Source organism: Campylobacter concisus, from assembly GCF_003048905.1.
Taxonomy (GTDB): domain Bacteria; phylum Campylobacterota; class Campylobacteria; order Campylobacterales; family Campylobacteraceae; genus Campylobacter_A; species Campylobacter_A concisus_V.
On sequence record NZ_PIRO01000001.1, the window covers coordinates 756,290 to 782,918 of the forward strand.

29 protein-coding genes and 1 pseudogene are annotated in these 26,629 nt (G+C 37.7%); 27 read left to right on the forward strand and 3 right to left on the reverse strand.

All coding sequences use genetic code 11. The features are described from left to right. Positions 1-76 precede the first annotated feature (76 nt). The 3 genes and pseudogenes from CVS95_RS09745 to ccoG form a co-directional block, all read right to left on the reverse strand. Complete coding sequence (locus CVS95_RS09745) at positions 77-454, reverse strand: TetR/AcrR family transcriptional regulator C-terminal domain-containing protein (protein ID WP_234400005.1); 378 nt, start codon at positions 452-454, stop codon at positions 77-79. Between the two features lie 129 nt (positions 455-583). Continuing rightward, positions 584-664, reverse strand: a pseudogene (locus CVS95_RS09750) (TetR family transcriptional regulator); the annotation flags it as partial. Positions 665-734: 70 nt separating this feature from the next. Further along, positions 735-2,060 (reverse strand): cytochrome c oxidase accessory protein CcoG, encoded by a 1,326-nt coding sequence (gene ccoG, locus CVS95_RS03820; RefSeq protein ID WP_107695632.1) that lies wholly within the window; start codon positions 2,058-2,060, stop codon positions 735-737. Positions 2,061-2,198: 138 nt separating this feature from the next. Here ccoG and rpsU point away from each other — a divergent pair, with 138 nt between their 5' ends. From rpsU to nuoN, 27 genes are all read left to right on the forward strand, one after another. Beyond that, positions 2,199-2,411 (forward strand): 30S ribosomal protein S21, encoded by a 213-nt coding sequence (gene rpsU / locus CVS95_RS03825; RefSeq protein ID WP_009294994.1) that lies wholly within the window; start codon positions 2,199-2,201, stop codon positions 2,409-2,411. A 103-nt stretch (positions 2,412-2,514) separates the two neighbouring features. Continuing rightward, on the forward strand, positions 2,515-3,147 hold the full coding sequence (locus tag CVS95_RS03830; RefSeq protein WP_107695633.1) for a DNA-binding protein: 633 nt from the start codon (positions 2,515-2,517) through the stop codon (positions 3,145-3,147). Further along, the gene (locus CVS95_RS03835; protein ID WP_103588771.1) at positions 3,144-3,761 is read left to right on the forward strand and encodes a UPF0323 family lipoprotein; all 618 of its coding nucleotides are present in this window, start codon (positions 3,144-3,146) and stop codon (positions 3,759-3,761) included. Before CVS95_RS03830 ends, CVS95_RS03835 begins: the two co-directional genes overlap by 4 nt. A gap of 2 nt (positions 3,762-3,763) precedes the next feature. After that, positions 3,764-4,945, forward strand: coding sequence for a glutathionylspermidine synthase family protein (locus CVS95_RS03840; protein WP_107695634.1), 1,182 nt, complete (start codon positions 3,764-3,766; stop codon positions 4,943-4,945). A gap of 2 nt (positions 4,946-4,947) precedes the next feature. Then, the gene (locus tag CVS95_RS03845; RefSeq protein ID WP_107695635.1) at positions 4,948-5,883 is read left to right on the forward strand and encodes a D-2-hydroxyacid dehydrogenase; all 936 of its coding nucleotides are present in this window, start codon (positions 4,948-4,950) and stop codon (positions 5,881-5,883) included. Further along, positions 5,883-6,641, forward strand: a complete 759-nt coding sequence (locus CVS95_RS03850) for a hypothetical protein (RefSeq protein WP_107695636.1) — start codon at positions 5,883-5,885, stop codon at positions 6,639-6,641. Before CVS95_RS03845 ends, CVS95_RS03850 begins: the two co-directional genes overlap by 1 nt. Before the next feature lie 16 nt (positions 6,642-6,657). Next, the gene (locus CVS95_RS03855; protein WP_107695637.1) at positions 6,658-7,155 is read left to right on the forward strand and encodes a YajQ family cyclic di-GMP-binding protein; all 498 of its coding nucleotides are present in this window, start codon (positions 6,658-6,660) and stop codon (positions 7,153-7,155) included. A 274-nt stretch (positions 7,156-7,429) separates the two neighbouring features. Then, positions 7,430-8,221 carry a YegJ family protein gene (locus CVS95_RS03860; protein ID WP_107695638.1) on the forward strand — a complete coding sequence of 264 codons (792 nt, stop codon included), beginning with the start codon at positions 7,430-7,432 and terminating at the stop codon, positions 8,219-8,221. Between the two features lie 23 nt (positions 8,222-8,244). Further along, positions 8,245-8,802, forward strand: a complete 558-nt coding sequence (locus CVS95_RS03865; protein ID WP_107695639.1) for a hypothetical protein — start codon at positions 8,245-8,247, stop codon at positions 8,800-8,802. A 57-nt stretch (positions 8,803-8,859) separates the two neighbouring features. After that, entirely contained in the window at positions 8,860-9,267 is a 408-nt protein-coding gene (locus tag CVS95_RS03870; protein ID WP_107695640.1) for a hypothetical protein, read from the forward strand. Positions 9,268-9,700: 433 nt separating this feature from the next. Beyond that, positions 9,701-9,925 carry a hypothetical protein gene (locus CVS95_RS03880; RefSeq protein ID WP_107695642.1) on the forward strand — a complete coding sequence of 75 codons (225 nt, stop codon included), beginning with the start codon at positions 9,701-9,703 and terminating at the stop codon, positions 9,923-9,925. A gap of 184 nt (positions 9,926-10,109) precedes the next feature. Continuing rightward, on the forward strand, positions 10,110-11,474 hold the full coding sequence (locus CVS95_RS03885; RefSeq protein ID WP_107695643.1) for a coproporphyrinogen III oxidase family protein: 1,365 nt from the start codon (positions 10,110-10,112) through the stop codon (positions 11,472-11,474). Beyond that, positions 11,474-13,108, forward strand: a complete 1,635-nt coding sequence (locus tag CVS95_RS03890) for a multidrug ABC transporter permease/ATP-binding protein (RefSeq protein WP_107695644.1) — start codon at positions 11,474-11,476, stop codon at positions 13,106-13,108. The genes CVS95_RS03885 and CVS95_RS03890 overlap by 1 nt, the downstream gene beginning before the upstream one ends. Positions 13,109-13,213: 105 nt before the next feature. Continuing rightward, the gene (locus tag CVS95_RS03895; protein WP_021090439.1) at positions 13,214-13,603 is read left to right on the forward strand and encodes an NAD(P)H-quinone oxidoreductase subunit 3; all 390 of its coding nucleotides are present in this window, start codon (positions 13,214-13,216) and stop codon (positions 13,601-13,603) included. Beyond that, positions 13,585-14,097 (forward strand): NuoB/complex I 20 kDa subunit family protein, encoded by a 513-nt coding sequence (locus tag CVS95_RS03900; protein WP_021083979.1) that lies wholly within the window; start codon positions 13,585-13,587, stop codon positions 14,095-14,097. Before CVS95_RS03895 ends, CVS95_RS03900 begins: the two co-directional genes overlap by 19 nt. After that, positions 14,094-14,846 carry an NADH-quinone oxidoreductase subunit C gene (locus tag CVS95_RS03905; protein ID WP_107695645.1) on the forward strand — a complete coding sequence of 251 codons (753 nt, stop codon included), beginning with the start codon at positions 14,094-14,096 and terminating at the stop codon, positions 14,844-14,846. The genes CVS95_RS03900 and CVS95_RS03905 overlap by 4 nt, the downstream gene beginning before the upstream one ends. Continuing rightward, the gene (gene nuoD / locus CVS95_RS03910; RefSeq protein ID WP_107695646.1) at positions 14,843-16,072 is read left to right on the forward strand and encodes an NADH dehydrogenase (quinone) subunit D; all 1,230 of its coding nucleotides are present in this window, start codon (positions 14,843-14,845) and stop codon (positions 16,070-16,072) included. Before CVS95_RS03905 ends, nuoD begins: the two co-directional genes overlap by 4 nt. Continuing rightward, positions 16,069-16,299, forward strand: coding sequence for an NADH-ubiquinone oxidoreductase subunit E family protein (locus tag CVS95_RS03915; RefSeq protein WP_107695647.1), 231 nt, complete (start codon positions 16,069-16,071; stop codon positions 16,297-16,299). Before nuoD ends, CVS95_RS03915 begins: the two co-directional genes overlap by 4 nt. Further along, a complete protein-coding gene (locus CVS95_RS03920; protein WP_107695648.1) occupies positions 16,296-17,006 on the forward strand; it encodes a hypothetical protein in 711 nt (236 codons plus the stop codon). Before CVS95_RS03915 ends, CVS95_RS03920 begins: the two co-directional genes overlap by 4 nt. After that, positions 17,003-19,303 carry an NADH-quinone oxidoreductase subunit G gene (locus CVS95_RS03925; RefSeq protein ID WP_107695649.1) on the forward strand — a complete coding sequence of 767 codons (2,301 nt, stop codon included), beginning with the start codon at positions 17,003-17,005 and terminating at the stop codon, positions 19,301-19,303. The genes CVS95_RS03920 and CVS95_RS03925 overlap by 4 nt, the downstream gene beginning before the upstream one ends. Beyond that, positions 19,296-20,291: an NADH-quinone oxidoreductase subunit NuoH gene (nuoH, locus tag CVS95_RS03930; RefSeq protein ID WP_087585118.1), complete on the forward strand. Its 996-nt coding sequence runs from the start codon at positions 19,296-19,298 to the stop codon at positions 20,289-20,291. Before CVS95_RS03925 ends, nuoH begins: the two co-directional genes overlap by 8 nt. 8 nt (positions 20,292-20,299) lie before the next feature. Further along, complete coding sequence (gene nuoI / locus CVS95_RS03935; RefSeq protein WP_107695650.1) at positions 20,300-20,917, forward strand: NADH-quinone oxidoreductase subunit NuoI; 618 nt, start codon at positions 20,300-20,302, stop codon at positions 20,915-20,917. 23 nt (positions 20,918-20,940) lie between these two features. Continuing rightward, complete coding sequence (locus CVS95_RS03940) at positions 20,941-21,477, forward strand: NADH-quinone oxidoreductase subunit J (protein WP_107695651.1); 537 nt, start codon at positions 20,941-20,943, stop codon at positions 21,475-21,477. Next, complete coding sequence (gene nuoK / locus CVS95_RS03945) at positions 21,474-21,776, forward strand: NADH-quinone oxidoreductase subunit NuoK (RefSeq protein ID WP_103577233.1); 303 nt, start codon at positions 21,474-21,476, stop codon at positions 21,774-21,776. Before CVS95_RS03940 ends, nuoK begins: the two co-directional genes overlap by 4 nt. A gap of 3 nt (positions 21,777-21,779) precedes the next feature. Next, positions 21,780-23,618 carry an NADH-quinone oxidoreductase subunit L gene (gene nuoL, locus CVS95_RS03950; protein ID WP_107695652.1) on the forward strand — a complete coding sequence of 613 codons (1,839 nt, stop codon included), beginning with the start codon at positions 21,780-21,782 and terminating at the stop codon, positions 23,616-23,618. Next, a complete protein-coding gene (locus CVS95_RS03955; protein ID WP_107695653.1) occupies positions 23,618-25,129 on the forward strand; it encodes an NADH-quinone oxidoreductase subunit M in 1,512 nt (503 codons plus the stop codon). Before nuoL ends, CVS95_RS03955 begins: the two co-directional genes overlap by 1 nt. Next, positions 25,126-26,616 carry an NADH-quinone oxidoreductase subunit NuoN gene (gene nuoN / locus CVS95_RS03960; protein WP_107695654.1) on the forward strand — a complete coding sequence of 497 codons (1,491 nt, stop codon included), beginning with the start codon at positions 25,126-25,128 and terminating at the stop codon, positions 26,614-26,616. The genes CVS95_RS03955 and nuoN overlap by 4 nt, the downstream gene beginning before the upstream one ends. Positions 26,617-26,629 lie beyond the last annotated feature (13 nt).

A 26,629-nucleotide genomic window follows, 5' to 3' on the forward strand; every position in this document is an offset into this window, starting at 1 on the left:
ATATTTAGTTTTTGTAATAATTGTTACAAAAATTTAAAGTTCTCGATTCTATTAGAAAACAAATAAAAAGTCAATTTTATTTTTTACTAATTCCATTCAAAAACAACTCAACACACAAGCCAATATGCTTTTTACGTTCTTTTTCACTAAGCTTTGGTTCTTCATTTATCAAAAGCGAATCGTAGTAATAAGCTCCTATCACACTTTGTATAAAGTACTTTGCAGCAAATTTGGCTGAAAATTTTGAATCAAGTTTGGCTTTTACCTCATCTCTTTCAAAGAAATTTATAAGCACAAGATCGATCTTTTTTAAAATTTGATCCAAAAACGTCTTACCAAGTTTGCCACCATTTTTAGAACCCTCACTCATCATTATCCTACCAAGAGAGATATGCCTTTTGCTACAAACGATAGAAAATATTATGGTTGCAAATTTAGTTAAAAATTCCTCCAAGCTGTGAGAAATTTTAAGATCTATTTTCTCATCGATCTCTTTTATAAGGCTATCTATCTCTTGCTCAACGATCGCCTCAAAAAGCCCCTCTTTGTTCTCAAAAAACGTATAAATGCTAGAAAGCGATCCACCACTTATCGCTACGATGTCGCTTAAGCTTGTCTTTTCGTATCCTTTTTCTAAAAATAGCTCAAGTGCTGTTTTTACAATAAGTTCGTATCTTTTTTTTACCCTTTTCTGATATCGCCATCTTGCTTCCTGTTAAATTTTTGCCATTTTATCATCTTTTAGGATAGATAAAAGTACTTTGCCTTTGCACGCTGATAGCTGGCTCATCGGTGGCATAGGCTTTTATATTTATATGTTTTAAAAGATCTTTATCGCTTAAATTTTCATTTTTTGATTTTAATGTGACAATGACTCGTTGCTTTGCACCAGCTTTTAATATAAATGGCTTATTTGGACGAGAAATTTCTATATTCTTATCATCTACTTCAAAGTAAAAGGCATGCTCTTTATTTTGTGTATTTTGCACCAAAAATACGTAAGAATTTTCGACTTCATTTTCGCCTAAAATTTTATAAAGCTCACTTGTTCTATTTATGTTTAAAAGCATACTTTCTTTTTTTCCACTCATCAATGCCCCAGCTGTCAAAACAATGCCCAAAATAACGAGATAAGCAACCGTTCTAAAGCGTAAAATTTTGACTCTTTTTTGCTCTTTTATAGAGTTTATACTTCTCCACTCAATAAGTGAACTTTCATCAAAATGCTTCATCACTTTAGCACAAGCATCGCTACACTCTAGACAATTTATGCATTCAAGCTGCATACCTTTTCTTATATCAATGTGCGTTGGGCATACTCTTACGCACGCCTCGCAGCCAGTACACAGCGCGCCTTCTTCTTTTGGTTTTTTAAATTTCTCTTTTCCGTTATAGATTACGCCACCTCTTTTTTGATTGTAAATAACTTGGATCGTATCGTTATCAAACATCACTGATTGCACCCTAGCGTAAGGACAAACATAAATACAAAAATTTTCTTTTAAAATGATGACATCATAAACTAACCAAATAGCAATAACAAGCCAAAATGCAAGCAAAACTCCATGTTCGCTTGGCTCTTTTAAATAAGCAAAAAAATCAAGCGGTGGCACAAAATACCATAGAAAATTTGCCGAAATAACAAGAGCTAAAACACACCAAATTCCAACTGCTAAAGCACGCTTTAAAATTTGTCCTTTTGGCTCATTTTGTTTATTTTGGATATTTTTTCTGATCTTTAAAATTTTAGTTTGCAAAAGGTCACGAAATATCGTTCTAAAAATAGTTTGCGGACAGCTCCAACCGCACCAAACGCGCCCTGCAAGTGTCGTTAGAAAAAATATGCTTAAGAACAAAATAATAAATAAAAATGGCAACAAATAAAGCTCTTGCATATCAAATTTTGTAAAAAAGAGATCAACTCTACTTTTATCAAAACTTAGTAAAAATAACTGTGCATCATTTACCCTGATAAATGGCAAAACAAAGACAAATAGCGTGATACAGGCAAAAAAAATGTAACGCCTCTTGGCGTAGCTAAGATGAAAATCCTTTGACATAATAAGCCTTTTTTGAAATTTTATGATTATAAAGCTTATGGCATTAAAAGAGTTTTAAAAAAAAATAGTTAAAAGCTTAAATTTATGAAAATTAAACTATACTCACGGCTTATTTTAATCTGAAAGGTGGTGAGGACGTTGCCTGGTATTAAGGTACATCCTAACGAGTCATTTGACGAGGGTTACAGAAAGTTTAAGAAACAAACTGACCGTAACTTAGTAGTAACTGAAGCAAGAGCTAGACGCTTCTTTGAGCCTAAAACTGAGATCCGCAAAAAACAAAAAATTGCAGCTCGCAAGAAAATGCTTAAACGTCTTTATATGCTTAGACGCTACGAGTCAAGACTCTAAAACCAAGACAAAGAGGGCTTTGCTCTCTTTGTTTAACTCTTCTTTTAGCCTTATTTTTTTATAATCAAAGCAATTTTTTTATTTTATTTTAAACGGAAATTCGATGCAAAAGCTAGCTATAAACGAAGCTGCAGAAATTTTAGGCATAACAAAAGAAGCAGTCTATAATAGAATCCGCCGTGGTTCTATAAATACAGTCATTGAAAATGGCATAAAATTTGTCATCCTTGATGAGAAACCAAGTAGCGAAAAAGCCACAAAATCCGCTCCAAAAAGCACAAAAATTAAATCCCAAAATGATGAGTTTGTAAATTATTTGCTAAATGAGTTAAGCGAGTTAAAGAGCTTAAATTTAAACTTGCAAGCCGATAAAGATAGGCTTTTTAAAGAAAAAGAGCAGATGTTAATCGAGCGAAAAAATGAAATTTTGCAAATTTATAAAGATAGAGATGAGAAGCTCATGCAGTTTTTAAATGCTATGCAAAGGCCGCTTTTAGCACAAAAAAATGACGATATGCCAAATAATGAAGCGATAGAGGCTGAGATAGAAAATGAGTCAAAATGGATAAATTTAAGTGAATTTTTAAAGGAGTTAAATCTAAAGCCAAAGGCAACGAAAAAGGCCAGTGAAAAGATAATAAAAAACATACACCGCTCCAAATTTATAAAATTTAAACGAGGGGTGATACTTGTTAGAAGACATAAAAATTTAAAAGAGTTGATAGGAGAGATATGAAACACATTAAAAAGATAGCTACTTATGCTGCGGTAGGCGGATTTGGTGCGATCGTTATGGCTGGCCTTGCTGGTTGTGGCAGTAACAATGGCGGTGATGAAAACGCACTAAATGAGGTTGCACAAAAAAATGGTGCCTTTGTCATCATCGAAGAGAGCGCACCTGGCGTTTATAAAATCTTAGAAGAGTACCCAAGCACCGAAACTAGGGTCGTGCTAAAAGATATCAACGGCACTGAGCGTGTGCTAAGTAAAGACGAGATCGATAAGCTCCTAGCTCAAGCAAACGCAAATATCGACAATGGCACTTCAAATTTAACAAAAACGAGTGATGCACAGCTAAGTAGCGGCAGTCTAAGCCTTGGTGAGACGATACTTGCCTCAGCAGCCGGTGCGATACTTGGTAGCTGGATAGGTAGCAAGCTTTTTGGAAATCAAAATTTCCAAGCTACTCGTCAAAATTCTTACAAAAATCCAAGCGCATACACAAGAAGCGTTGATAGCTTTAATAAGCAAAAAGCGGCAAATTCTGCTGCAAGAAGCAGTGGCGGCAAGAGTGGATTTTTCGGTGGTGGCTCAAAATCAAGCTCTAGCTCATCAAGCTTTGGAGGCTGAAAATGATAAATTTAAGAAAAATCACTCCGTTAAATAACGAATTTATGGAAAAAATCGGCTTTGCATGGCATACAGATAACGATAACAGCTCATATATCGCAGATGAGATCGTACAGGTAAAAGCAAGTGAAGCGGATGCTTACTATGAAGCGGCAAATGAGCTATACGATATGTATGTAAATGCTGCTCAGTACGTCATTGACAACAACCTTTTTCACGAGATAGGCATACCATTTAATCTCGTTGATAGCATCAAAAAAAGCTGGGAAAATGACGTTCACTGGCACCTTTATGGCAGGTTTGATCTAGCGGGTGGGCTTGATGGCAAGCCGATAAAACTGATCGAATTTAACGCCGACACGCCAACGGCAGTCTTTGAGACGGCGATCATCCAGTGGGCGATGCTAAAGCTAAATCATATGGATGAAGCAGAACAATTTAATAACCTTTATGAGGCTCTAAAGCAAAATTTTAAGCGTCTAATAACTCTTGGCGATGATAATGTAAATTTTGAGGATGTTTACGAGGGCTGGGGGATACTATTTAGCTCTATCGCTGGCAGTATCGAGGATGAGCAAACCGTGAAATTACTACAATACATCGCAAAAGAGGCTGGATTTAAAACCGACTTTGCCTACGTTGATGAGGTCGTTTTTAACGATGATGAGGGCATTTTTAAAGGTGATGAAAATTTCGAGTACTGGTTTAAGCTTGTGCCTTGGGAGAGCATAGCGATCGATGAGGGCGAGCTAGCACTCATACTTTCAAATATCATCAAAAACCAAAAAGCCATTATCATAAATCCAGCCTACACACTACTTTTTCAAAGTAAGGGAATTTTAAAAATTCTTTGGGATCTTTATCCAAATCATCCACTCTTACTTGAGACTTCAAACGAGCCACTAAAAGGCAAAAAATATGTGAAAAAGCCGGTATTTGGCAGAGAAGGAGCTAACGTCTCAATACACGATGAAAACGGTGCGCAAATAGCAAGTAATGACGGCGAATACGACTCAAATAAAGCCATTTATCAAGAATTTTACGAGTTTAATCAAGATGAAAGAGGCGATAACTACCAAGCAGGCGTATTTTACGCTTATGAAGCGTGTGCGCTTGGATATAGAAAGGGCGGCAAAATTTTAGATAACTACTCTAAATTTGTAGGACATTTCATTAAGGACTAAAGATGAAAATCGTTTGTTTAGACGCGGCCACGTTGGGAGAGAACGTAGATCTTAGTGTTTTTAAGAAATTTGGCGAGTTTATCAGCTATCAAAAAACAAAAAGCGAAGAGATCGTGCCTCGTCTAAAGGGCGTTGATGTGGTCATCACAAACAAGGTCATCATCGACAAAGCCGTGATGGAGGCGACAAATTTAAAGCTCATTTGTATAAGCGCAACTGGCATGAATAATGTCGATTTGGAGCATGCAAAAGCTAAAAACATAGCTGTTAGAAACGTCGCTGGCTACTCAACCGCAAGCGTCGTGCAACACACGTTTGCGATGCTTTTTGAGCTAACAAATCACATCAAATTTTATGACGAATACGTTAAAAGCGGAGAGTGGGTGAAGAGTGAAATTTTCACCTATCTTGGCGCAGATATCAGCGAGATCGCTGGCAAAGAATTTGGCATCATCGGACTTGGCGAGATAGGGCGTGGCGTGGCGGTAGTTGCACGTGCATTTGGTGCAAATGTGAGCTACTACTCGACAAGCGGAGCAAATAAAAATAGCGAATTTGCGCAAAAAAGTTTAGACGAGCTACTAAGAAGCAGCGACATCATCAGCATCCACGCACCACTAAACGAAAAGACTAGAAATTTACTAGGCACAAACGAGATAAATTTGCTAAAAGATGATGCGATAGTGCTAAATTTAGGACGTGGCGGCATAGTGGACGAAGCGGCTATGGCAAGGGCGATAGATGAGAGAAATTTACGCTTTGGTACGGACGTTTTGGAGAGCGAGCCAATGAGCAAAAATAGCCCATTTTTAAATGTAAAAAACAAAGAAAATCTACTCATCACGCCGCACGTGGCATGGGGTAGCCTGGAGGCTAGAAAGACGCTCATCGCAAAGATCGTCGCAAACATCGAAAATTTTATCAATGAGAGCAAGTAATGGGCTATGATATAAGCTATCACGCTATTAGCGAAGATGAAATTTCAAAGTGGTATTTTGAGGCACTTGAGCTTGCAAGGGCTGGTAAATTTGACGAGGTTTTAGCGCTTGCCAACAAGGCTGGCGTAGAGGAATTTTACGCGCAAAAGTACAAAGATACACTAAGTGCTGCACTGCAGTATAAAGACGATGAAATTTTTAACAAAACTCATGGCTTTTGTATCGCTGTTACTCAAGGATTTTTTAGAAAATATTTCTACACTCGGGGCACAGCACTAAGCTCTTTGGCCCGACAAAATGAGAAATTTAAAAACTATATCAGCAACTGGCGAGAAATTTTACCAAGCGAGTTTTTGGATAAATTTAGTGGCGAAATTTACAATGAGATCACCGAAAACTACTGCTGTGGCGCTTATGTAAACGCTAAAAACGTAGCTAAACTAAAGGCTGACTATGAAGCAGGTGGTGAGATAAAAGAGGCGATTGATGGCTTTTACGAGCAAAATTTACCTGCATTTTTAGATGCTCTAAACTACGCATGTGAGCTAGAAATAGGCCTGCTTGAGGCCACTGAGGTCGTGGAGCCAAATCCACTTGATCTAAACAAATCAAGCTCATATTCAAACCTCTCTAACTGCGATCCAAAGGGCGCTATCATCTACGCACAGACCGCGGTGCAGCAGATTGGCGAGGCAGTAAAGCAAGAAGAGACTGGCAAAAAGTCACTTTTTGAGAAGATCAAAGGGCTATTTAAATAAATTTGAAAGGATAAAAATGGCAACTGAGCATAGCTTTGATATAAGTGCTGAGGTCGATATGATGGAGGTTAAAAACGCTCTTGAGACGGCAAAAAAAGAGATCGCTGCGAGGTATGACTTTAAGGGGCTTGCGGCCGAGGTCGAGCTAAATGAAAAGGAGAAATTTATCACACTTCTTAGCTCAAGTGACAACAAGATCGACGCACTAAAGGATATAGTTATCTCAAAGCTCATCAAGCGCAACATACCACCAGTTGCGATCACAGAGACAAAAAGAGAGCCAGCAAGTGGTGGAAATTTAAAAGCTACGCTAAAACTAAACGACACGCTTGACGCTGAAAACTCAAAAAAGATAACCAAAGCGATCAAAGACTCAAAGATCAAGGTAAGCGCGCAGATCAGGGGCGAAGAGATCAGAGTGATAAGCAAAAGCATAGACGATCTACAGGAGTGTATAAAGCTCGTTAGGGGGTTAAATTTAGAACTCCCGATAAGCTTTAAAAACCTAAAATAACGCACTTTTTCGCTTTATTATGCGTCGTTGATTTAAATTTTTACTCAGTCATTACCAACTCGGTAACTCCCATCACAAAAATTTAAATCGCCTCGCCTAATTTTGCGAAATGGCTGTGTGACTTTTATATTTAAAATTTTGTAGGATTTTGGACTAAATTTGCGAAATCTCGCATAGTTTTTGTATTTAAAATTAGGCGTATTCGTGGGTGAAATTCGCCTTATCATTTTGTATTCAAATTTGATCTATCTAAAATAAAAAATAAGGACAAAAAATGAGCTTTTTTAAGAAAATTCTCGGTAAACAAATCGATCTTGGCAAGCAAATGCCGATCTATTTTGTAAGTAGCGACGAAGACTACATGCAGCGTGCGTTTGAGCAAGCCAGAGAGAGCTTTAGATATTTTTGGCGTGAGATTTACTGGGAGCGCCACAGGATCGTACCTATGCTTGACTATGCAATGGTAAAAATTTGCTTCCTAGATGTCGTAAATGGCGAAGAAGTCGGCGAGCACATGTGGATAGACGATGTGGAATTTGACGGCGAAACGATATATGGCACGCTCGTAAATGAGCCAGATAGCGTGCAAAACGTGAAATTAGGCGACCAAATAAGCGCAAAGATAGACGAGATGAGCGACTGGCTCTTTGCGATAGATGGACGCGCATACGGCGGATTTAGCGTGCAGGCGATGCGCTCACGCATGCAAAAGAAAGAACTAAAAGAGCACGATAAAGAGTGGGGGCTTGATTTTGGCGATTTTAACGATATTTTGGTAGTTTACGAGCAAAAAGAACACCCTGAAAATTTGATAGAGCATCCAATGAGTAAAAATACATATGAGCAAGTAAAGCAATATATAAAAGAGCACCCAAATATTGTCACGGATGCTGATGAGTTTGGTTATACGCAGCTTCACAACGAGGCGATCGCTGGAAATTTAAATCTTGTAAATCTTTTGCTAGAAAACGGCGCTGATAAAAATGCCCGCACAAAAAGCGGCAAAACGGCTGCTGAATTTGCTGAGAATTTGGGCTGGAGTGAAATCGCAAAGGTGCTTAGCTAGTTAAATTTTTATAGGAGATAACTTTGAATTATCAAGATATTTTAAAACAGAAAGAAAATAATATTACTAGGATAGATGAAATCATAAAATTTTTAAGAGAAAATTTTGATGGCTTGGACAAATATGATAGTAAATATAGCCAGTTAATAGTTCTTTTAAATAAAGAGAAGAGGTTGTATAGTAATTTGGATAAAAGCGACCCTGATGTTTTTTATAATAAATTAAGGGAAATAAAACGTCAAATAGGTTTTAAAATTTCAGAAATTAAATATGAGCTATTAGATACATTCGAAAAGAAAAAATTTAAACTTAAAATAATGACAAAATTATGCGGGCAATATTTAGACAAATTATTAATTGAAAAATTTATAGATAATATAAAAAATAAAATATGTAAAAAACTTGACAAAATCTCAGTTAAGAATATAAATAAAAATTCCGATGAAATTAAAAAATTATTGGATGAATTTTTTATTTGCACAAACGATGGTTCTCCAGATAAAGAAATTTTAAATTTAATAGACAGTGAAGACAATAGCGACACAAAACAAGAGGGATTCAAAAAAATATATCAAAAATAAAGAAACAAATAACTGAGATCTCTAAAGAAAAAGATTTTAAAACTAAAGCAAATTTTAATGAGCACTATATTAAAGATATTAACAAGAAGACAAAAGAGATATCAAAACTTGCCAGTTGAATATTTTGAATATTATTTAACAAAATCTTTTGAAGAAAGAAGTGTAAAAGACTATTTTAATGCTCTTTTAAAATTTCATCCATTGATACTATCTGGCATTAGCTTGGTTGGCATGATCTATTATTTTGCATATTTTGGACTTGAGTTCAAATATTTTCCTGATTTAGGTGGAGCAGATGTAGCATATGTTGGTGTATCATTATTTTTTGTATCATCCTTTATTTCATTTTTTATTATATTTCCATGTCTAGTTTATCCAGGCTACTATGAAAATAAAAAAATAAAACTTGGATGTTTTATTTTGGGTTTTCCTTGCTCCCTTTTCTTATATTGGTTTGCATGGTAATATTAAATACTATTACTATAAGTAAACCATTTTACGAATTGCTTCCGTATTCTTTAATCGTATTAGGTATTTACTTATACATTGTATTTGTTATAGAACAAATAAAGGCTACTTTATTTAAATGTATATTTAAATGCATAAAAAACATAGTAACAATCATAGCAATAATTGCGATTTTTAAGTACATTTATAAAATTTATTTTTTAAAAGTATCGTTAGATGATGACTTTTTATTCATTTTTTTAATAGTTGCAGTTCATATTATAACGCTTTGCTTCTTTGAAGGTTTGGAACATTTTTATGAAAAAAAAAGCTTACAAACCACTCTTAGTGACTGTATCAACTGTAGTACTAGTAATTTTATATCAGTTATCCTCAGGTGCAATTTTACATTGGCTTGGGATGGCAAATGTTGAATATCAATATTTAACTATTGAAAAAAAGTGCACTAGGTGCTTTACCAGAAAAAATTTGCAAAAATGGCATATATTGTGATGATAGTAAAACTTATTATGATGAAAACGAAACAAACGGGGTTATAAAACTTTATAATGTAAAAGCCCTATCAACTCTTGGTAAATTTTATTATCTGCAGACAAAAGATGGAGTAAAATTTGAGCTAGACTCAAGCAAAATTATCTCAAGAGCCAAGGAGTAACTTCCTTAAGCTTTGGGGCTAAAATTTGATCGATATGTGAAATTTGCAGATTTAAAAAATTAAAATTTATAGGCCAAATTTATCTAGCTAAGCTAAAAATTTCTTTAGCACAAGGCTAAATTTATTAAAAGTTAGCTATCCTAACACATCAATTTAAAACCAAACTTATTTAAGGCGATTAGTTATGATCTTTAAAAATATTGTCGAGAATTTTGCCGTAAATTACGCTCATAATTCTATTCAAAGATCACTATATAATGAATTTAATATAGACATTTTAACCACAACCTACACCAAAACTCCCAAAAAAGACAAAAAGTATATGCTCTACGCACATGTGCCATTTTGTCACACATTCTGTCCATACTGTTCGTTTCATAAGTATCACTATGAGCAAGAGCTTGCAAAAGTTTACTTTGAAAATTTACGTGAGGAGATGAGGCAGGTTAAAGAAGCTGGATTTGACTTTGATTCACTTTATGTTGGTGGTGGCACGACGCTTATAAATGAACCTGAGCTTGAAAAGACGCTTAAGCTTGCAAAAGAGCTTTTTAGTATAGATGAAATTTCAGCAGAAAGCGATCCAAATCACATCTCATCCGAGAGTTTAGCTAGATTTGATGGGTTAATTGATCGCTTAAGCGTTGGCGTACAAAGCTTTGATGATAAAACGTTAAAAAGAGTTGGCAGATACGAAAAATTCGGCTCAGCCAAGGAGGTAAAAAGAAAGCTTGAGCTTGCTCTTGGTAAGATCCCAGTTATTAGCCTTGATCTCATCTTTAACCTGCCAAATCAAACAAAAGAGCAGCTCATAAACGACATAAATACTGCAAAATCGATCTCTCCACAACAAATCACCTTCTATCCACTCATGAAATCAGAGCTAACAAGAGAGAATATAGCTCGCTCGCTTGGTGTTTCAAACGTAGATAACGAGCGTGAATTTTATGAGATAATCACTGAAGAATTTAGCAAAAGCAACTACAAACAAAGCAATGCTTGGGCATTTTCAAACGAAAAAAGTGCTGACCTTCGCGACGAATACGTGGGCTCAAATTTAGAGTACGTGGGCGTGGGTAGCGGCGCATTTAGCTTCCTTGACGGCGAGCTTGTTATAAACGCCTTTAACCTACTTGACTACGGCAGAAAGATCAAGGATAGGCAAAGCCCAGTCATCGCAAAATGTGGTTTTAGCAAGAAAGAGCGACTTAAATACACGTTTTTAACAAGGCTTTTTGATGGCGGAGTTGATATTAAAAGATACAACGATGAAAATAGCACAAACATTAACAAGGCCTTATTTATGGAGCTTAGCTTGCTTAAGCTTGTAAATGCGATATATGAAGAAAATGGCATTATTAAGCCGACATTTTTTGGCAAATATATCTGCATCGTGCTTATGCGTGATTTTTACGCTGGTATGGACAAAGTGCGTGCTATATTTAAAGACGACGCTAAGATAAAACGAAGCAAGGTGCTTCGTATAATGAGCGAAAATACTGAACAAAAGTATGAGCCAAATATCATTCAGCCACGAGCTGCGATGTAATGCTTGCAAATTTAATCAAAAAAAATATCTACCAAATTTCTAAAATAGTATTATTAACACTCCTATTTAGCGGACTTGGTGTCTGGACTCTTTCGTTTATAAATAATGAACTTGTAAGTTTAAAAGAATTTGACCCGATTCTTGCAATTAAATTTATAGCAGTCTTACTTTTATTTTTTATAAGCGCCATCGCCGCAAATATATCGCTTACAAATTTTGGGCATAAATTTATCTACGAGCTAAGATATCAAAGTGTAAAGCAAATTTTAGATACGCCAAATAGCGTGATAAACGAGATCGGCAAGGCAAAGATTATAGCTAGCCTAAACAACGACATAAAAACGATCACATTTGCCTTTATGAGCGCTACTGGCTTCATACAAAGCTTAGTTTTTATCGTCTGTGCTAGCATCTACCTTTGTGTAATCGCTCCAAAAATTTTTATCTTTTTATCCGTTTGGATCGGTGCGACTCTTTTTATAAATACGCTTTTTATGAAAAAAATTCATCTTTATTTTAAGCATTCTAGAGTTCAAGATGACGCATTGCAAAAGCACTACGACGATATCGTAGAGGGGCATAGAGAGCTTAGTTTAAATAGAGCAAGGGCAAGTGTCTGCTTTGATGAGTTAAATTTTACAGGCGATAAAAAACGCCAAAATATGGTAAAGGCCGATATCTATCACGCATTAAGTGATAATTTTACAAACATTATGCTGCTTGGCTCAGTTGGACTTTGTGTATTTTTGTGCGTGGCATTTGACTGGGCGAGCCTGCAAACGGCACTAAGCATTAGCTTAACGATACTATTTTTAAGAGGCTCATTTATGAGCATGGTTGGCTCCATACCAGCCGCACTTAGCGCAAAAGTGAGTTTAGAAAAGATCATGAGCTTAAATCTCAATAAATTTAAGGAAGGCTTTAAATTTGACGATAGCCTAAGCGATAATTGGCAAAACATAAAACTAAAAGATATAAATTTCAACTACACTCACGGCAAATTTAGCCTAAAAGACGTAAATTTAGAGATCAAACGCGGTGAGATAACATTTATCATCGGTAAAAATGGCAGTGGTAAAAGTACGCTTATAAATTTACTTTGCGGGCTAATACGCCCAAGTAGTGGCGAAATTTACCTTGATAGCACAAAGATAGATGAAGGAAATTTACAAAGTTATCAGGCAAAGATTAGCGCTATTTTTGCTGATTTTTATCTATTTTCGCAAACGCTCTCTCATAATGGCTTTGCTAGCCAAAACGAAATAGACGAGCTTTTAGCCTTGCTTGAGATCGACAAAAAAGTAAGTGTCATAGATAATAAGCTTAGTACCACACAACTCTCAACCGGCCAGCGAAAGCGCCTAAGTCTTTTAATAGCTATTTTAGAGCATCGCTCTATCCTTATCCTAGATGAATGGGCAGCCGATCAAGATCCGCTCTTTAAGCGAAAATTTTATAAAGAAATTTTGCCATTTTTACAAAGTAAAGGCATCAGCATAATTGCTGTTAGCCACGATGATAGCTATTTTGATATAGCAACTAGGATCATTTTGGTAAAAGATGGCTTTGTGCGTGAGCTAGATGAGAGCGAGCGAATAAGTGCTGCAAAGGATGCAGTCGAGAAGATAAAATAGGAGTAATTTTTACACAAAAGCACAATACTCACCCTACTCTTAAGCCATTTCAAGCTCAAATAAATTTAAATTTAGTAGAATCTTAAAAATTAAAAAAGGCAAAGTATGTCACATTCAGAGCTTGAAAGTACTTATTTTGGTGCATTTATCATACTTTTACTAGCGACTTGTTCATTTTGTTTAATAACATTCTTATCTTCAAAAATAAGCAAAAAACTAGCCAACCGCAATACACAGCGTCTAAAACTTGGCTTTTACGAGTGTGGTCCAACCACCGTAAAACAGCCAAATAAGATAAATATCCACTACTTTTTTTATGGAATTTTATTTATTTTATTTGACGTTGAGGTCATCTTTATGTATCCGTGGGCGGTGGATTTTAGGCTACTTGGAATTTTTGGACTAATCGAAATGTTGCTTTTTGTGGCGATTTTACTTATCGGCTTTGCTTATGCTTGGCAAAAAGGAGTCTTTAAATGGCAAAGCATCAGATAAACTACGCTGCAAATGGCGGCTTGCCAGTAGTTTTAACAACCGTTGATAAGCTCGTTCAGTGGGGCAGGAGCAACTCTCTTTGGGCGCTTAGCTACGGGCTTGCATGCTGTGCGATCGAGATGATGGCAAGTGGCGCTAGCAGATATGACTTTGATAGATTTGGCACCATTTTTAGGGCAAGTCCAAGACACTCAGAGGTGATGATCATAGCTGGCACGCTGACTAAAAAACACGCTGAGTTTACAAGACGTCTTTATGATCAGATGCCTGAGCCAAAATGGGTCATCTCAATGGGTAGCTGTGCAAACACTGGCGGCATGTTTAACACCTATTCAACCGTTCAAGGTGTCGATCGCATAATCCCCGTCGATATATACATCCCGGGCTGTGCCCCGCGCCCAGAGACGCTTCAGTATGCACTTATGATGCTTCAAAAAAAGATAAGAAAACAAAGTGCATTTAGGGCGCAAAAGCCAAGAAAGCTAGATATATGAGAGAGTATAAGCCAAAAAACGACCTGCAAAAAAAGCAGTACTACAGCGAGAAATTTTATATCGCCAAAGAAACACCAAAAGAAGCAGCAAGTGGCTCTAAATTTGACGAAGAGCTAGCTGTTTTAGAGCAAAGCGGAGTGCAAATTTTATCTAGCTACGTGGAGTTTGATCAGCTTGTAGTTTATGTAAGTGAAAATTTTAAAGCGCTTGAAGCGTTAAAAAACTTTGGCTACGAGCAGCTTTGTGAGCTTGCGGCGGTTGATTATATAGCTCAAAAAGGCGGATACGAGGTATTTTATCAGCTTTTAAGTATCAGTAAAAATAGACGCACTCGCGTAAAATGCTTTGTAAAAAATGACGAAATGCTAAAAAGTGTTTGTGGGCTTTATAAAAGCGCAAACTGGGCTGAGCGCGAGATGTATGATCTAAGTGGAGTTTTAATAAAAGATCATCCAAATTTAAAGCGTCTCATCATGCCTGATGACTGGCACTCACACCCTCTTTTAAAGAGCTATCCGCTAGTTGGTGACGAGGCTGCTAAATGGTATGAGGTGGATAAAATTTTTGGCGCTGAGTTTAGAGAGCAGATCGGCGAAGAAAACCGCGACCCAGCATTCGTTGACGAGAAAGATACCTTTGGCTTTTCAAGGGTGTTTAGCAAAGAGTACGAGTATCAAGAAGAAGGTGGCGTAAAATTTGTCAAAAAGGCTAAATTTAGTCAGAGCCAGATAGTAAAGGAAAGACCTTGAGCCAGGCACCAAACCGCTTAAAACCATTTTTTGAGAATTTAGAATTTGAGCAAAATGATGGCAAGATGATACTAAATTTTGGCCCACAGCACCCAAGCGCTCACGGACAGCTTAAGCTTGTTCTTGAACTCGATGGCGAAAAGGTCGTTCGTGCCATGCCAGAGATTGGCTTCATGCACCGAGGCGTTGAAAAAATGGCTGAAAATATGACCTATCAGGAATTTATACCAGTGACTGACAGGGTGGATTACATCGCCTCAAGTGCTAACAACTACGCGTTTTGTGCGGCTGTAGAGAAGCTTTGTGGTATCGAAGTACCTCGCCGTGCTCAGATCATTAGAGTGATGCTTTTGGAGCTAAACCGCATCAGCTCGCACCTTTTATTTTTAGCCACGCACGCTCTTGACGTAGGGGCTATGAGCGTCTTTTTATACGCATTTAGAGAGCGCGAATACGTCCTTGATCTTATAGAAAAATATTGTGGTGCAAGGCTAACTCATAGCTCGATAAGGATCGGTGGCGTACCGCTTGACCTGCCAGATGGTTGGTGCGAAGAGCTGCTAGAGTTTTGTGAAAAATTTCCAAAAGATATCACACTTTATGAAGATCTGCTAAGCGAAAATAGAATTTGGCAAGCAAGGCTCGTGGATGTTGGTGTCATTAGCAAAGAGCTAGCCCTTAGTAGCGGCTGCTCTGGCGTCATGCTAAGAGCAAGTGGCATCGCGCGCGACATCAGAAAAGAAGAGCCTTATCTCATCTACGACGAGTTAGAATTTATCGTGCCATACGCTAATGAGGGCGATTGCTACGCAAGATATCTACTTTACATGAAAGAGATGCGTGAGTGTGTGAAAATTTTAAAGCAGTGTGTTAGCAAGTATCAGACCAGCAACCCTGCCATCATCGCTGACGCACCAGAATATGTGAGTGCTTCAAAAGAGCAGATCATGACTCAAAACTACTCACTAATGCAGCATTTTGTGCTAATAACTCAGGGGCTAAAACCCCCAAAAGGCGAAATTTACTTCGCTAGCGAGTCGCCAAAGGGCGAGCTAGGAATTTATATAAACTCAGATGGCAGCGCAAGCCCATATCGCCTAAAAATTCGCACGCCAAGCTTTTGGCACTGTGCTATTTACGAAGATTTATTAGTAGGTCAGTACGTCGCTGATGTCGCTACGATAATTGGTAGCACAAATATCATCTTAGGTGAGGTCGATAGATGAGAAGGGTCGATCTTAGGCACTTAAAGAGTGAGTTTTTGAGCGCTCTTGGACAGCAGATAAAGGCTGGCGAGGCTGGCGAAGTGATTATATTTTTATTTGAGATAGGCGATTTTAGCGGCGTGACAAAGGCTGTAAATTTAGCCTATAATCTAAACTGCGAAGTGATGAACTCGCTTAAATTTAACCAAGTTGATTGGTTATTAACCATAAAAAAGGGCAAGATATGAAATTTAATGATTTAATAGCAGGTAAAAGCTTAAGCATCGCAAATTTACTAAGCTTGAGCGATAAAAATTTAGCAAAAAAGATAAAAGAGCACGAGTTTAAGTACATCTCTTGCATCGAAGATAGCGAGCTTGGCGGCGAAAATTTAATCCGCTGCGAAATAGGCTCAATAAGCTACGTCTTGGCTCTTCTTTGCAAATACGCAAATTTATCTTGCGATGAGTTTTTTAGCGAGCTTGATGATGGGCTGATAAGCGGCGAGTGCAATGTTGGAGAAGAGGAATTTGAAGAGCTTGGCGAGTGGATAAAGGACGTTAAAAACATCATTATTGATGATTCATTTTTTACTCATCCAGATAAAGATGCGATCTTTTGGCTACTTGAAATTTTAGGCAAAAATGTCGTTTTAGCTGGTGGTTGCAGGAAAGAATTTAGTGATTATCACAAAATAGACGAGCTAAAAGAGCTTGAAAATTTTGACGGAGCAGTCGTTTATCTAAACAAAAACGCAAGCGATGAGATCGTGGGCGGCGTACAATTTGGTATCGTAGCAAAGGCAAAAGATGGCGATATGCTAGAGCTTAAAGCAAAAGATTTTAGCGTGAAGGCAAAATTTAAACTAGATCATTCGCTAAAAGGCACAGTTGCGATATTTGGCGCAAAAGAATTTGATGGATACGCATTTAAGCAAATAGTAGTTAGTAAATGAAAATAAGCATAAATGATCAAATTTTAGAAGCAGATGAGGGCGAGAGCATCCTAAATATCGCAAGAGCAAATGGAATTTATATCCCAGCTCTTTGCTATCTTAACGACTGCTCACCAACTCTTGCTTGTAGGCTTTGCATGGTCGAGGCAAATGGCAAAGTGGTCTATAGCTGCAACGCCAAAGCCAAAGAGGATATGCAAATTTATACAAATACGCCAGAAATCGCTGCCGAGCGAAATGCGATCATGCAGACTTACTGCGTAAATCATCCGATTCAATGTGGCGTTTGTGACAAAAGCGGCGAATGTGAACTACAAAATTTAACCACGCATCTAAAGGTAAATGAACAAAAATTTGCCATCGTTGACACGCACAAACCACATAAAAAATGGGGGCTAATCAACTACGATCCAGCTCTTTGCATAGTCTGCGAAAGATGTGTCACTGTTTGTAAGGATAGAATCGGAGAGAGTGCACTAAAGACCGTACCAAGGGGCGTTGAGGTGCCAAAAGAGCTAAAAGAGAGTATACCAAAAGATGCCTATGCAGTTTTTAGCAAGATGCAAAAAAGCCTAATAGGTCCAAGCGTGGGCGAGAGTCTTGACTGCTCATTTTGTGGCGAGTGTATCAGCGTTTGCCCTACTGGAGCACTTATTAGTTCGCATTTTCAATATAGCACAAATATCTGGGAGCTAAACCCTATCCCAGCAGCAAATCCACATCAAAGCGACTGCGAGCTAATTTACTATGACGTAAAAGAAAAGAGCGCTAGCGACAGAAGTAAGCAAATTTACCGCGTCAGCAATGATTTTACATTTGGCGAAATAAGTGGAGCAGCTAGGTTTGGCTATGACTTTCACAACGAGCTTGCCTGTAAGAATGAAGAGAAATTTGAAAAGATTGTTTTAAATATTAAAAATGGCACGATCAAAAATATAAAATTTAATAGCTTCATCACGAACGAAGAAGCCCTTATTTTAGAGCGTTTAAGAGAGAAATTTGATCTAAATCTAATAAACAATGAGGCGCTAAATTATCAAAAATTTTTAAATAAATTTAGCGAATTTAGCGGGCTTAGCTCATATAACGCAGACTTTGAAGATATTAAAAATAGCGATTTTATCATCAGTGCTGGTAGTTTTTTAAGACACGAAAGCCCAGTGACAAGCTTTAAGTTAAATAACGCTTTAAAAATGAATAAAGCAGCTGGAATTTACTTTCATCACATAGCCGATGAGATCGTTAAAAAATATTCTAAAAATTTTATCTATGTAGCGCATGAAGCTGGAAAATTAGAGCAAATTTTACTCTTTGTGCTTAAAAACTGGGGCGAAAATTTACCTAGCGCACTTACATCAAAACTTGAAAATTTTGATGAAAATTTTGGCTTAGATGTACCAGCTTTAAGCGAGGGCAAAAGCAAATTTACGCTCATTTTAGGAAGCGATTTTTACGCTCATGAAAATGCGAATTTACTAGCAGCACTTACTGGAGTGATCGCAAGAGCTACGCCTTTTCGTGTGATGCTAATACCACCACGCACAAACTCACTTGGCGTTGCTAAAATTTGCACTCTTACAAGAGAGAAAAAGCCTGGCAAGACGCTTGGCTATAACGAAAATGGCGATTATAAATTTAGCATTTTTGAAGGTGACATCGATGCTAGCGCGCTAAATCAGCAAGAAGGCACATTTACAAGCATAAATAACGCCCTAGTACCAACAAATGTGGCGATACCGCACAAAGGTTATTTTCTAAACGATATTGCAAACGCACTTGGACTAATGGCTAAAGATACGATTGATTACACGCCAAATTTACCAAAAGAAAAGGGTTATAGAGGCATTAAATTTGATGATTTAGAAAATTTTTACGCAAACGACGGCACAAGTCACAGAGGTTATAAACTAGAAATTTCAAATTTCACGCCAAATAATGATATAGAGCCACTTTTAAAAGATAGCAAGAGCATAAATTTAAAAGACGATGAGGCACTTATAAGTCTTGCAAATCCTATAAATTTGCCATCATTTTTTACAAACTATGCCACACAAACAGCCAAAAGAGCGAAGCTTTATGCAAGTAGCGAATTTATGGCTAAATTTGAAATTTCACAAAATGAAGCGATTATTTTAGAAAAAGATGGGCACAAGCTTGCCATTTGCGTAGAGCTTGATAGCGAACTTGGCGGAGTCGCTGCGTATTTAGGTGATTATGACGATAAGCTTGATGTGGGGGTTATATTTAATGGCAAAAGCTACGCCGTAGTTAAAATTATAAAGGCAAAAGATGAGTGAAACACTATTTTTTGTGCTAAGCACTATCGTTAAAGCCGTGGTCATCTTAGCCGTCATGGCAAGCCTTGCAGGGCTTGCAACTTATGCTGAGAGAAAGGTACTAGCCTACATGCAGCGCCGCGTGGGGCCTGATATGGTAGGGCCAGCTGGAATTTTACAGATAGTAGCTGACATGATAAAACTCTTTACAAAAGAGGACATCGTGCCAGCAAATACGAATAAATTTATCTTTTTAATAGCTCCACTAATATCAGCCATTGCCGCCTTTGCAGCGCTTGCACCTGTACCATTTTTGCCTGAGTTTGAAATTTTTGGGCATACATTACGTCCGATTCTCTCAGATATTAATGTTGGTATTTTATACATCGCTGGTGTTGCTTCAGTTTGCGTTTTCTCTCCACTTGCAGCAGGTCTTGCTAGCTATAATAAATTTGCACTAATTAGCGCAGCTCGTGCGGTCGTTTCGCTTCTTAGTTTTGAAATAGTCGCTGGCATGGCTCTTTTAAGCGTCGTAATGGTAACTAGTTCGCTATCACTTGTGGATATAAACAACTATCAAAAAGGAATTTTTGGCTGGCTTATATTCAAGCAGCCCCTTGCCTTTTTACTCTTTTTAATAGCAAGCTTCGTGGAGTGCAACAGAACGCCATTTTGCTTAACAGAAAACGAAACAGAGATAGTAGCAGGCTATGGCACCGAGTATAGCGGCATGAGATGGGCGATGTTTTTCATCGGCGAATACACAAATATGATCGCTGCTAGCATCATCATTACGATTTTATTTTTAGGTGGATTTAACGAATTTTTATTTATCCCAGGTGCTTTGATGATCATCTTAAAATCAAGCATTGTCTTTTTCTTTTTTCTTTGGGTAAGGGCTTCATGGGCACATTTAAGAGTTGATCAGTTAAGTGCATTTTGCTGGAAAATTTTGCTTCCGCTTGGAATTTTAAATATCGTAATCACTGGCTTTATGCTACTAATCTAAGGCGAAAAATGAGTGAGAAAAAATATATTTTAATAGATGAAAAGTTAAAGCCAAAGAGTGCGTTTGATAAATTTAAGCATTTCATCGCTGTCACATTTAAGCCTGATCTTTTGATCGGACTAAAAGTCACGATAAAGCAGATGCTCTTTAGCAAGTCACATACTTTAAAATACCCTATGCAAAAGATGGAGCTAAACGCTAGATATAGGGGTATTCACAAGCTTTTAAAATTTGTTGAAAGTGAAAATGAACGTTGCATTGGATGCGGGCTATGTGAGAAAATTTGCGTTAGCAACTGCATTTCGATGAAAACTTCACTATGCGAAGATGGCCGCAAAAAAGTCGCAAGCTACTCGATAAATTTAAGTAGATGCGTGTATTGTGGATTTTGCGCTGATGTTTGCCCTGAGCTCGCGATAGTCTGCGGACAAGAGTACGAAGTTACTAGCGAGAGTAGGATTATATTTGGCACAAAAGATGAATTTTTGACAAAGGATAAATTTTTAAAAGATCAAAGCGAGTTTGAAGGCTATGGCGCACTTCCTAAAAATGCTGACAGCTTAATCAAAAAGACGCCAAATGCATTTATAAGCGAAAATGAAAATGAGACAAAAAGTGATGAGTAGTATAAATTTTAAAAGGTCAAAAGATGTATGAGAGTTTTGCATTTTATCTTTTTAGTGCCTTGGTTTTAGTTAGCTTTTCTTTTAGCGTATTTTGTAAAAACGCACTAAATGCAGTCTCTGCGCTAGCTGCTGGCATGGTATTTATCTCGGCTATATTTTTCTTACTTGGAGCGGAATTTCTAGGCGTAGTGCAGATAATAGTCTACACAGGTGCTGTGGTCGTTTTATATGCATTTGCAATGATGTTTTTTGATAGTAGCAAAGAGTGTGAGCCAAAAAGTAGCAAAAAAGCAAAGATCACCATCTATCTTTTAAATAGTTTCATAGCACTTCTTTTGATATTTATATTTTTAGCACCTCTTTATGGTACAAAATTTGATGGATTAAGTCCCATTGCTAGCGAGCTTGGCAATATCGAGGCTATTGGAATTTTGCTTTTTAGCAAGTATTTAATCGCTTTTGAGATGTGTGCTGTAATGCTTCTTGTGGCAATGGTTGCTGGCATCATCTTGATACACAAAGATATGAATAGCCAAAGCAGCCTAGAGGAGATGATATGATAGGTCTTACACATTACCTCATCCTAGCAAGCCTAGTCTTTGTCATAGGGCTAATTGGCATAATGCGAAGAAGAAATTTGATCATGCTATTTTTTTCAAGTGAAATTTTACTAAACTCGGCAAATATCGCACTTGCTGCCATTTCAAAATACCACTTTGATCTAACTGGACAAATAGTTGCATTTTTTATAGTTGCCATCGCGGCTAGCGAGGTCGCCGTGGGACTTGGCTTACTCGTGCTTTGGTACAAAAAGACTGGCAGCATTAGCCTAGAGTCGATGACAAATATGAAAGGCTAAGAGATGATTTTATTTTGCATTTCACTATTTTTTCCACTTCTTAGCTTTATCGTCTCTGGACTCTTTTCACATAATAGTAAAAATTTTTTACTTGGTATCTTTTGCTCACTTTTAATGATAATTAGTACAACCGCCTCGCTCATGCTAACAGCTAGCCTTGGCATAGATGAACCATTAAATTTATCACTAAAAGAATTTATAAATTTTGGCGGTCTGGATTTAAATTTTGGCTTCTATCTTGACGCCATTAGCCTTGTTATGCTTAGCACCGTTGGTATCGTAGCAAGTATCGTGCATATCTACTCGGTTGGCTACATGAGAGATGATGCAAGCTTTAACCGCTTTTTTAGCTACTTGGGGCTCTTTGTCTTTTGCATGAACGTCCTTGTCTCAAGCGATAACTTTATAGGGCTATTTATCGGCTGGGAGGGCGTTGGACTTTGCTCGTGGCTACTCATTGGCTTTTGGTATAAAAAGCCTAGCGCAAACGTCGCTGCAAACGAAGCCTTTATAATGAATAGGGTCGCTGATCTAGCCATGCTTGTTGGCATTTTTTATATATTTTATAGCTTTGGCTCACTTAAATTTAGCGAGGTTTTTAACGCTAGAAGCGACTTTTCTGGGCTAAATTTAGGCATCATCGCCACACTTCTTTTTATAGGCGCCATGGGTAAAAGTGCACAGTTTCCATTTCACACTTGGCTTGCAAACGCTATGGAGGGGCCAACTCCAGTTTCTGCACTCATTCACGCTGCGACCATGGTAACGGCTGGCGTTTATCTAGTCATACGCGCGAATTTCATCTTTGTAAACGTGCCTGAAGTTTCGCACTTTATAGCCTACCTTGGCACATTTGTAGCGATATTTGCCGCAAGCATCGCACTTGTGCATAACGACCTTAAAAAAATAGTCGCCTACTCGACGCTTTCGCAGCTTGGTTATATGTTCGTAGCTGCTGGCCTTGGCGCTTATAAGATCGCGCTTTTTCACCTTGTCACGCATGCATTTTTCAAATCACTTCTATTTTTATGCGCTGGCAACGTCATGCACGCGATGAATGATGAGCTAAATATCAAAAAAATGGGCGGACTTTATAAATTTATGAAGCCAACGGCACTTCTTTCTATCATCGCAAGCTGCGCACTAGCTGGCTTTTATCCATTTGCTGGGTTTTTCTCGAAGGATAAAATTTTAGAGGTTGCGTTTAGCGAGAATCAAATTTTGTGGGCTATTTTGCTATTTGGTGCAATGCTTACGGCATTTTATAGCTTTAGGCTCGTTATGCTTGTATTTTTTGCAAAACCAAAGAGCGAGAAACATGTGCATGAAGCTAAAAATTACATGCTAGCTGGCATGGCAGCACTTGGTGTGCTCTCTATCATTAGCGGCTTTTTTTGGAGCAACTTTAGTGGATTTTTAGAAAAAAGCTTAAAAGATTTTTCACTAAATTTATCTCATGGCAGCGAAATTTTTTTACTTATTTTAACACTTAGTCTAGTGCTAGCAAGCGCTGGCTTTGCAGTATTTGCTTATAAAAAAGAAATTTTTAAAGAGAGTGTTTGTAAGAGCAGAATTTATAAAATTTTACAAAATGCCTACTTTATCCCAAAATTTTATGAGAAATTTTTTATAAATGACTACACAAGGCTATCTCAAAATTGCAAAAAATTTGACGAGATGATAATCGATAAAAGCGTCGATCTAGTCGCACTTGCCTTTACTAAATTTGCATATTTAGCAAACAAAATGCAAAGCGGCGACTTAAGCATCATGCTTAGGTTTATGGTTGCAGGATTTGCCTTGCTTTTAAGCTTTATATTTTTATTAAACGGAGCCAAATAATGCTAAATGTCATCATATTTTTCCCTGCCATTAGTGCTATGCTTGGCTTCTTGATAGAAAATAAAAGTATCAAATTTTACGGAGCAAGCATCGCTCTTATTGAGCTTTTGTTAGCCATTTTTATCTGTTTTAATGTTGATTTTAAAGGCTATGAGTTCGTGCTCATGCATCAAGTCCCGCTCATACCAAGCCTAAATATCAGCTATTTTGTCGGCATCGATACCATTTCGCTAACACTTATCGTACTTAGTGCATTTATGAGCTTCATCTCTATCGCCGCACTTAGTGATGATGGAAATTTAAAGCATCTAATTATTAGCGTGTTATTTTTAGAGAGCACGATGATGGGCGTCTTTAGCGCACTTGATATGATCTTGTTTTATAGCTTTTGGGAGCTTAGCCTCATACCGCTTCTTTACATCATCGGCGCATTTGGCAGTAAAAATAGAATTTACGCTGCGATTAAATTTTTCATCTATACATTTTTGGGCTCTGTCTTTATGCTAGTAGCGATCATCTTTATCGGCTATTTGTGCTATCAAAAAAGTGGCGTCTTTAGTTTTAGCTTGCTTGACTGGTATAAGCTTGGCATCGGAGAAAATGCTCAAATTTGGCTATTTTTAGCATTTTTCTTTGCTTTTGGCGTGAAAACTCCATTATTTCCATTTCACACGTGGCTACCTTACGCGCACGGACAGGCTCCGACTATCGGCTCAGTTTTGCTTGCTAGCGTGCTTTTAAAGATGGGCACTTACGGCTTTGTGAGATTTTCACTCCCACTTTTTCCAGACGCGAGCCTACTTTTAAGTGGCTTTGTCTGCGTCATAGCCATCATTATGATCATCTACGCAGCCCTCGTTGCCTACGCACAAAGCGACATGAAGCAAGTGATCGCTTATAGCTCCATTTCACACATGGGCGTCATCATGCTTGGCATTTTTTCACTAAATTTAATAGGCCTTGGTGGCTCAATATTTTTGATGATAAGCCACGGCATCGTTAGTGGCGCTTTGTTCTTGCTAGTTGGCGTCATCTACGAAAGAGCTCACACAAAAGAAATTTGCGAATTTGGCGGCCTTGCTAAGGTGATGCCAAAATACGCACTCATATTTTTTATAGCAACGCTTGCAAGTATCGGCCTGCCACTAACTATTGGCTTTGTGGGCGAGTTTTTGAGCTTACTTGGCGTATTTAAGCTAAATAAGCTCTTTGCGCTACTTGGTGGCTTTAGCATCATCGTGGGTGCTGTTTATATGCTAGTGCTTTATAAAAGGGTCTTTTTTGGCGAGTGTAAGGAGAAAAATTTAAGCCTAAAGGATCTAAATTTTAAAGAGTTAGCCACTCTTGTGCCACTTTGTTTGCTCATAATCATTCTTGGCATCGCACCAAATTTGATACTAAAACCGCTTGAGCCAAGCGTACAAAATATCATAAATAAAATGCAAACTAGAGCCGTAAATAGCGATACAAAGGATAAAATTTTATCTTTAAATGGCGGGAGCAAACTATGAACGAAATAGCCTTTTTAGACCTTAAAGAAATTTCTTTATCTTCGGTTGCTCCGATGCTTAGCATGATAATCTTTGCGCTTTTTATTTTAATCGTTGGCACCATAAAAAAAGATCTTTCAAGAAATTTCTACTGCGTATTTTGTATCATCGCAATATTTGTAAATTTGGGCCTAATACTTGATTTTAACGGTCTTAGCCTTAGCTTTTGGGATATGCTTCTAGTTGATGGAGTTTCGGTCATTTCTCAAGTCATTATCTTAATCGCCTCAGCCCTTTTTATCCCACTCGCACTTAGCACAAAAGAGTATTTTGAGTACAAAATTTATGAGTATTACGCGCTATTTTTGTTTATGATTGCTGGATTTTTGTTTATGGTGAGCTCAAATAACTTACTCATCATCTTTTTAGGACTTGAGATCAGCTCACTTTGCCTCTACACCCTAATAGCCCTTCACAACAAGGCAAAAAGCGTCGAGGCTGCTATAAAATACTTTGCGATGGGATCGCTCTCAGCTGGCTTTTTTGCGATGGTAATAGCGATGTTTTATCTAGCCACAAACTCAATAGACATCGCTCGTATCGGCGTTATAATAAAAGATCTTAGCCTAAATCAAAATTTGATCATTTTATTAGGCTGCGTTTTCATCGCCTCTGCCATTGGTTTTAAACTCTCGCTCATACCATTTCACACATGGATACCAGACGTTTACGAGGGCTCAAATGCCCCACTTGCTGGCTATATGTCGATAGTGCCAAAGGTGGCAGCTTTTATCGTCGCGTTAAGAATTTTTGCGATGCTTGAAGGCTCACAAATTTCATGGATAAAAGATATGCTCTACATCATCGCCGTGCTTACGATGAGCCTTGCAAATATCATGGCACTAGTACAAAAGGATGTCAAAAGAATGCTCGCCTTTAGCTCCATAGCTCACGCTGGTGTCGTACTCTGTGCGCTTGTGGCAAATTCTCACGAGGCAAATGTTGCCTTGTTTTTCTACTGGATCATGTTTTTGTTTGCAAATTTGGGCGCATTTTCTATGCTCTGGGTGGCAAGGTGCGACGATGTGGTCTGCTGGGATAAGCGCTTTAAGCACCCATTTGAGAAATTTTCAGGGCTTATAAAAATTTTACCAAGTTACGCTGTGATAATGGGAATTTTTATGATCGCTCTTGCTGGCATTCCTCCTTTTAGCGTCTTTTGGGGCAAGATGGTACTTATCTCATCGCTCATAAAGTCTGATTACGTCGTGCTTAGCCTCATCATCATGATAAACTCGGCGATTGCTATTTATTACTACCTAAAGCTCATCGTCTTTATGTTTTTAAAAGAGCCTATCGTAAAAGATAAAAATCTCTACACCGCAAATATCTCGATGGCGCTAAAAGTAATTGTTGGCATTGCGGTAGCTGGAACGGCCTTTTCGTTTTTATTTTCTGGAGCGATTTTGGAATTTATTGAGCATTTTGTCTTTGCTTCAGGATTTTAAAAAATTTAACTAT

Excerpts from the sequence above, each read along its gene's own strand:
- ccoG (WP_107695632.1), bottom strand. The coding sequence starts at position 2,060 with ATGTCAAAGGATTTTCATCTTAGCTACGCCAAGAGGCGTTACATTTTT.
- CVS95_RS03830 (WP_107695633.1), top strand. The coding sequence starts at position 2,515 with ATGCAAAAGCTAGCTATAAACGAAGCTGCAGAAATTTTAGGCATAACA.
- CVS95_RS03835 (WP_103588771.1), top strand. The coding sequence starts at position 3,144 with ATGAAACACATTAAAAAGATAGCTACTTATGCTGCGGTAGGCGGATTT.
- CVS95_RS03840 (WP_107695634.1), top strand. The coding sequence starts at position 3,764 with ATGATAAATTTAAGAAAAATCACTCCGTTAAATAACGAATTTATGGAA.
- CVS95_RS03845 (WP_107695635.1), top strand. The coding sequence starts at position 4,948 with ATGAAAATCGTTTGTTTAGACGCGGCCACGTTGGGAGAGAACGTAGAT.
- CVS95_RS03850 (WP_107695636.1), top strand. The coding sequence starts at position 5,883 with ATGGGCTATGATATAAGCTATCACGCTATTAGCGAAGATGAAATTTCA.
- CVS95_RS03855 (WP_107695637.1), top strand. The coding sequence starts at position 6,658 with ATGGCAACTGAGCATAGCTTTGATATAAGTGCTGAGGTCGATATGATG.
- CVS95_RS03860 (WP_107695638.1), top strand. The coding sequence starts at position 7,430 with ATGAGCTTTTTTAAGAAAATTCTCGGTAAACAAATCGATCTTGGCAAG.
- CVS95_RS03870 (WP_107695640.1), top strand. The coding sequence starts at position 8,860 with ATGAGCACTATATTAAAGATATTAACAAGAAGACAAAAGAGATATCAA.
- CVS95_RS03885 (WP_107695643.1), top strand. The coding sequence starts at position 10,110 with ATGATCTTTAAAAATATTGTCGAGAATTTTGCCGTAAATTACGCTCAT.
- CVS95_RS03890 (WP_107695644.1), top strand. The coding sequence starts at position 11,474 with ATGCTTGCAAATTTAATCAAAAAAAATATCTACCAAATTTCTAAAATA.
- CVS95_RS03895 (WP_021090439.1), top strand. The coding sequence starts at position 13,214 with ATGTCACATTCAGAGCTTGAAAGTACTTATTTTGGTGCATTTATCATA.
- CVS95_RS03900 (WP_021083979.1), top strand. The coding sequence starts at position 13,585 with ATGGCAAAGCATCAGATAAACTACGCTGCAAATGGCGGCTTGCCAGTA.
- CVS95_RS03905 (WP_107695645.1), top strand. The coding sequence starts at position 14,094 with ATGAGAGAGTATAAGCCAAAAAACGACCTGCAAAAAAAGCAGTACTAC.
- CVS95_RS03915 (WP_107695647.1), top strand. The coding sequence starts at position 16,069 with ATGAGAAGGGTCGATCTTAGGCACTTAAAGAGTGAGTTTTTGAGCGCT.
- CVS95_RS03920 (WP_107695648.1), top strand. The coding sequence starts at position 16,296 with ATGAAATTTAATGATTTAATAGCAGGTAAAAGCTTAAGCATCGCAAAT.
- CVS95_RS03925 (WP_107695649.1), top strand. The coding sequence starts at position 17,003 with ATGAAAATAAGCATAAATGATCAAATTTTAGAAGCAGATGAGGGCGAG.
- nuoH (WP_087585118.1), top strand. The coding sequence starts at position 19,296 with ATGAGTGAAACACTATTTTTTGTGCTAAGCACTATCGTTAAAGCCGTG.
- nuoI (WP_107695650.1), top strand. The coding sequence starts at position 20,300 with ATGAGTGAGAAAAAATATATTTTAATAGATGAAAAGTTAAAGCCAAAG.
- CVS95_RS03940 (WP_107695651.1), top strand. The coding sequence starts at position 20,941 with ATGTATGAGAGTTTTGCATTTTATCTTTTTAGTGCCTTGGTTTTAGTT.
- nuoK (WP_103577233.1), top strand. The coding sequence starts at position 21,474 with ATGATAGGTCTTACACATTACCTCATCCTAGCAAGCCTAGTCTTTGTC.
- nuoL (WP_107695652.1), top strand. The coding sequence starts at position 21,780 with ATGATTTTATTTTGCATTTCACTATTTTTTCCACTTCTTAGCTTTATC.
- CVS95_RS03955 (WP_107695653.1), top strand. The coding sequence starts at position 23,618 with ATGCTAAATGTCATCATATTTTTCCCTGCCATTAGTGCTATGCTTGGC.
- nuoN (WP_107695654.1), top strand. The coding sequence starts at position 25,126 with ATGAACGAAATAGCCTTTTTAGACCTTAAAGAAATTTCTTTATCTTCG.